General features: G+C 29.2%; 6 protein-coding genes. 3 read left to right on the top strand and 3 right to left on the bottom strand.

Annotation, left to right across the window (positions count from 1 at the left end; all coding sequences use genetic code 11):
* Window positions 1–408, bottom strand: a 408-nt coding sequence (locus ABWO04_RS09430; protein WP_353079471.1) for a Gfo/Idh/MocA family protein, incomplete at its 3' end; no start/stop codon positions are given.
* A 201-nt stretch (window positions 409–609) separates the two neighbouring features.
* Here ABWO04_RS09430 and ABWO04_RS09435 point away from each other — a divergent pair.
* Complete coding sequence (locus tag ABWO04_RS09435; RefSeq protein WP_353079473.1) at window positions 610–1,251, top strand: protein-L-isoaspartate(D-aspartate) O-methyltransferase; 642 nt, start codon at window positions 610–612, stop codon at window positions 1,249–1,251.
* A gap of 9 nt (window positions 1,252–1,260) precedes the next feature.
* Here ABWO04_RS09435 and ABWO04_RS09440 read toward each other — a convergent pair whose 3' ends face one another.
* Complete coding sequence (locus tag ABWO04_RS09440; protein ID WP_353079475.1) at window positions 1,261–2,316, bottom strand: Fic family protein; 1,056 nt, start codon at window positions 2,314–2,316, stop codon at window positions 1,261–1,263.
* A 96-nt stretch (window positions 2,317–2,412) separates the two neighbouring features.
* Here ABWO04_RS09440 and pafA point away from each other — a divergent pair, with 96 nt between their 5' ends.
* Entirely contained in the window at window positions 2,413–4,023 is a 1,611-nt protein-coding gene (gene pafA / locus ABWO04_RS09445) for an alkaline phosphatase PafA (RefSeq protein ID WP_353079477.1), read from the top strand.
* 42 nt (window positions 4,024–4,065) lie between these two features.
* On the opposite strand, the gene lysA is transcribed toward pafA, so the two are convergent.
* The gene (lysA, locus tag ABWO04_RS09450; RefSeq protein WP_353079478.1) at window positions 4,066–5,271 is read right to left on the bottom strand and encodes a diaminopimelate decarboxylase; all 1,206 of its coding nucleotides are present in this window, start codon (window positions 5,269–5,271) and stop codon (window positions 4,066–4,068) included.
* Window positions 5,272–5,479: 208 nt separating this feature from the next.
* Here lysA and ABWO04_RS09455 point away from each other — a divergent pair.
* Window positions 5,480–5,851: ATP-grasp domain-containing protein (locus ABWO04_RS09455; RefSeq protein ID WP_353079479.1), on the top strand; the 372-nt coding region annotated here is incomplete at its 3' end.

Genomic DNA, 5,851 nt, shown 5'->3' on the forward strand with positions numbered 1-5,851 from the left:
AGGTTTATCAATCATATCTTTAACAGCAGTAAAAGCAGGATTGAAACGTTCAACGTGTCCAACTTGACCTTTAACGTTATATTTATTTGCCAAAGCCACAATTTCTTCTGCTTCAGAAACTGTTGTAGCGATTGGTTTTTCTATAAAAATATGTTTTCCAGCTTCGATAACCATTTTAGCACATTCGAAATGTTGAATCGTTGGAGTAACAATATCTACCACATCAACTGCGGCAATTAAACTTTCTATAGAATCAAATTTTTTATAACCGAATTCTGCAGCAACTTTATTTGCGTTTTCCTCAAAAGGATCAAAAAAGCCAACTAATTCGTATTTTTCTGACTGATTTAATAATCGTAAATGTATTTTTCCTAAGTGACCTGCACCTAAAACTCCGACTTTTAACATAAAAATAAATTTTATCAAAAATAGTAATAAAATAAGAATTTACAAGATTTTAAAATTCCAAATTCCAACATTTTCAGATTTCAATTTTTTCTTAACAATTTAATTTTCAGATTGTAATTTGTGTTTTAGATTTTGGTATTTAATTTTCTTGTTTTTTGAGAAAATTCCATCTAATTTTACATCAATAATTTACTTCAAAAATTGAAAGATACAAACAAACATCAAGGGCTTAGAAATCAACTCGTAAAACAGTTAGAAGAAAAAGGAATTACAGATAAAAATGTTTTGGCAGCTATCAGCAAAATACCGCGTCATTTATTTTTAGATTCCAGTTTTGAAAATTTTGCCTATCAAGATAAAGCATTTCCGATAGGGGCAGGACAAACTATTTCTCAACCTTATACTGTAGCATTTCAGAGTGAATTACTACAAATAGAAAAAGATCATAAAATTTTAGAAATCGGTACAGGTAGTGGCTATCAAACAGCCGTTTTAGTAACTTTAGGTGCAAAAGTATATTCGATTGAAAGACAAAATGAATTATTTAAAAAAACATCAAGATTATTACCAACTTTAGGTTTTAGACCAAAATTATTTGTTTTTGGCGATGGTTATATTGGTTTAGAAAAAGAAGCTCCTTTTGATAGTATTATTGTAACGGCTGGTGCACCATCAATTCCACAAGCACTAATGTCGCAATTAAAAATAGGTGGTAGGTTAGTGATTCCTGTTGGAGAAACAGAACAAATTATGACCCTTTTGATACGAAAAAACGAAACGCAATTTGAAAAAACAGAATATGGAGATTTTAAATTTGTACCCTTATTAGAAAATAAAAATTAAAACCGCAAATTAATTTGACGGTTTTAAAATTGAAATATAGCGTTCTAAACAATCAAGTTCCGTTTGTGCAATAAATAATAAAAAGTTTTCTTTATTTTTTTCTGCATGACAACTTTCTAAAGCATTATAATATTTCATTCTGGAAGTTAATTCTCCTTTAATATTAGCTATAACATAACCATTTTGAAGTAAAATTAAATTCATTAACAAGCGCGATGTTCTTCCATTTCCATCAATAAAAGGATGAATACAAACCAATCTTTCATGCATTTCCGCAGCTAAAATTACTGGGTGCAATTTTTTTTTATTTTCAAAGTACCATAAATAGAGCTCTTCCATTTCTTTTGCAACCAAAAAAGGTTGTGGTGGCATATGTTTACTACCTTTTATCATTACTTGTACTTTTCTATATTTCCCAGCATCTTCTGGATAAATACCTCTTAGTATTAAATTATGAATAGACAGAACTTGTCTTTCAGAAATTGAAATTTCGTTTTGAACCAAATCTTTTATGTAATCAATAGCTTCATTATGATTTAAAACTTCTAAATGTTCGCGCATACTTTTTCCAGAAATAGTAAGCCCTTCGTTAATTATGAAATCTGTTTCTTGTAAGGTTAAAGTATTGCCCTCAATTTTATTACTTTCAAATGTATATTCTAATTCTAATGCTTGAGTAATTCTAAAACTATCGTTATCTCTGTATCTATCTAATTCTTTTTTTAGTTCATCTATTTTTAAAAGAATATTTTCTAAATCGTCAGATAATTTCTGTCTTTTAAATGATGCATAATATCTAATTTCTTCTTCAGCAATCATCATAGCTTTTAAAACATATTCATCTTGACCAATTTCGTCATAAATTCGTTCTTTAAGCCATGTAATTAATAAGTCTTCGTAATTTAATTGTAAAATTTCTGACAATTTTAGTAATTGTTCTTTAGTTGGTTTTCTTGCCCCATTTTCATATTTACTGATTAAAGATTGATCAATATCAAGCGCTATTGCAACATCAATTGTTCGTAATTGATTTTTTAGTCTGGCGTTTCTTAATATATTTTTCATAATTTTACTTTTAAAGTCATGACAAATTTAGTCATATTTTTTTGTTCTGAAAAATATTTTATCAATTTTTACATATATTTGTTAAAAATTTATTTCATGAAAAAGTATATATATTTATTTTTAATTTTATTCAGTCTTGTTTTAAACGCGCAAGATAAGCCAAAATTAGTGGTGGGAATTGTGGTAGATCAAATGAAAATGGAGTACCTGTATCGTTTTTCAAATGATTTTTCTAATAATGGTTTTAAAAAATTAATGGAAAAAGGATTCACCTTTCATAACATGCATTACAATTACATGCCAACATATACAGCTCCAGGACATGCAGCAATTTTTACTGGCGCATTTCCAAATGTAAACGGAATTGTAGGTAACGATTGGTTTAATAAAGCTACTGGCAAAGAAATGTATTGTACTGATGATGCTTCAGTTACTACTTTAGTTGAAGGAACAGAATCTGAAGGAAAAATGTCGCCAAAAAATCTTTTTAGCACAACAATTACAGATGAATTGAAATTAGCTACTAATTTTAAAAGTAAAGTAATTGGAATCAGTATTAAAGATAGAGGAGCTATTTTGCCAGCAGGGCATTTTGCAGATTGGGCATTTTGGTATACTAAAACAGGAAATTTTATCTCGAGTTCTTTTTACGGAAATAAATTACCAGATTGGACTATTCAATTTAATGAGGAAAAGAACTACATTAAATATATTGAAAAAGGTTGGGATTTATTAAAACCAAAAGAAATTTACAACGAAAGTTTAAACGATAACAATCCATACGAAGGAAAATTATTTAAGAAAACGCCTTTTTTTCCATACGATACGAAAGAAATGTTTACAAATAATGATGCCGGAGTATTAAGAACTACACCATACGGCAATAATTTAATTGCAGATTTTGCAAAAAGAGCCATCGAGAATGAAAAAATGGGTGCAGATGATATTACCGATTTTCTTACGATGAGTTTTTCATCTACTGATTATGTGGGTCATGTTTTAGGTCCACGTTCTATTGAATTACAAGATACGTATTTGCGTTTAGATGAAACAATAGCTGATTTTTTAGCTTATTTAGATGAAAAAGTAGGCAAAGGAAACTATTTAGTTTTCTTAACAGCAGATCATGCGGGTGCTGAAAATGCTACGTATTTAAAAGACAATAAATACGAGGTAGAAAGTTTAAATAGTAAAAACATACAACAAAGTATAATCGATTTTTCTCAAAAAACATTTGGCGAAAATTTGTTATTAGATTATTCAAATTTCAATATTTTTATTAATAAAGAAAAAGTAAATCAAAAAGGATTGGATTTAAATATAGTAAAACAAAAATTCAAAGCGTTTTTACTATCGCAAAACTTTATTAGTAATGTTTTTACAGAAGAAGAAATTCAAAATTCAAGTTCAAATAATCAATTGTTACAAATTATTTCAAATGGTTACGATCCAAAACAAAACGGGGAATTAGTCTTGTTATTTAAGCCTGGTTTTATGGAATACTCTTCGACTGGAACAACACATGGTTCACCATATTCTTATGACACACACGTGCCTTGTCTGTTTTATGGATGGAAAATCAAAAAAGGAGAATCGTTCAATAAAAAAACAATTACGCAAATAGCGCCAACTTTAGCTCAAAAATTAAAAATAACCATGCCGAATGGTACGCAATCTGAAGTTTTAGAAGAAGTCTTAAATAGGTAATCAAAAAAAGCACTGAAAATATCAGTGCTTTTTTTATGTTTTCTACATTTCAATTTCAACTTGATTTCTTAAAATATCTTCAAAAGTTTCTCGTTGTCTAATCAAATGAGCTGTGCCGTTTTTCCATAATACTTCAGCAGGTTTTACTCTTGAATTGTAATTAGAAGCCATTGAAAAACAATATGCGCCTGCATTTTTAAAACTTAAAATATCACCTTCATGAATTTCAGAAATTCTTCTGTTTGTTGCAAAAGTATCGGTTTCACAAATATAGCCTACCACAGAATAATAACGTTCTTTTCCTTTTGCATTTGATATGTTTTCTATGTGATGTTCTGCTCCATAAAGCATCGGTCGAATTAAATGATTAAAACCGGTATCAACACCAGCAAAAACTGTTGAAGTGGTTTGTTTTACAACATTTACTTTCGCTAAAAAAACTCCTGCTTCGCTAACTAAAAATTTGCCAGGTTCAAATACTAAAGTTAAATTTCTGCCATATTCTTTTTCAAAGGCAAGGAAGCGCTTGCTTAATTTTCTTCCAAATTCTTCAATATCCGTTTCAATATCACCTTTTTTATATGGCACTTTAAAGCCGCTTCCAAAATCAATAAAATCAAGATTTTTAAATTGTTTTGCAGTTTCAAATAAAATTTCAGCAGCATACAAAAATACTTCCACATCCAAAATGTCAGATCCTGTATGCATATGTATACCATTGATGTGCATTTTTGTATTTTCTACAATTCGAACAATATGAGGCAATTGATGAATCGAAATACCAAATTTACTATCAATATGTCCAACAGAAATATTTGCATTTCCTCCAGCCATAACATGCGGATTTACTCGAATACATACTGGAATGTTAGGATGCTTAGCACCAAAATGTTCTAATATCGAAAGATTATCAATATTTATTTGCACACCCATTTCGGCTACTTTTTCAATTTCTTCAAAAGAAACGCCATTTGGGGTATACATAATTTCGTTTGGTTTAAATCCTGCATGAAGACCAAGCAACACTTCTTCAATAGAAACTGTGTCTAATCCACAGCCTTCATTTTTCAATAATTTTAATACTGAAACATTTGAAAGTGCTTTTACTGCATAATGAATTTTAAAATTTTCTATCTTATGAAAAGCTTTTGTTAATCGATTATATTGCGTTATAATTTTTTCGGCATCGTACACATATAATGGACATCCAAATTCTTGTGCTACTTGTACTAATTCTGTATTTTGCATTTTTATTTTTTTTGTAAAAGTAGTTTAGATAATTTCCAAACTAAAATTATTACACAAATAAAATATTTAAATAACAAAATGTTACATATATAACAATAGCTATACTAAATTATCAAATTTAATTTTAAAAATCAGAATAAAATTAGTCAATTACCAATTACTTTATTATTTTTGTCGCACTTTAAACAAGATTAACTCATACACAATTATGAACGTACACGAATATCAAGGTAAAGAAATATTAGCAAGCTATGGCGTGCGCATACAACGTGGTCATGTGGCCAATAATGCAGAAGAAGCTGTAGAAAAAGCAAAACAATTAACTGCTGAAACCGGAACAGGTTGGCATGTAATAAAAGCTCAAATTCACGCAGGTGGTCGTGGAAAAGGTGGTGGAGTTAAATTAGCTAAAAATTTAGACCAAGTTAAAGAAATAGCGGGTCAAATTATTGGTATGGATTTAATTACGCCTCAAACACCTCCAACAGGAAAAAGAGTTCATAAAGTTTTAATTGCTGAAGATGTATATTATCCAGGTGAATCTGAAACAAAAGAATTTTATATGTCTGTTTTATTAAAT

The sequence above is a fragment of the Flavobacterium sp. genome (assembly GCF_040382755.1).
Lineage (GTDB): Bacteria > Bacteroidota > Bacteroidia > Flavobacteriales > Flavobacteriaceae > Flavobacterium.

Coding starts and splice junctions, on each gene's coding strand:
- ABWO04_RS09440 (WP_353079475.1), bottom strand. CDS start 2,316: ATGAAAAATATATTAAGAAACGCCAGACTAAAAAATCAATTACGAACA.
- pafA (WP_353079477.1), top strand. CDS start 2,413: ATGAAAAAGTATATATATTTATTTTTAATTTTATTCAGTCTTGTTTTA.
- lysA (WP_353079478.1), bottom strand. CDS start 5,271: ATGCAAAATACAGAATTAGTACAAGTAGCACAAGAATTTGGATGTCCA.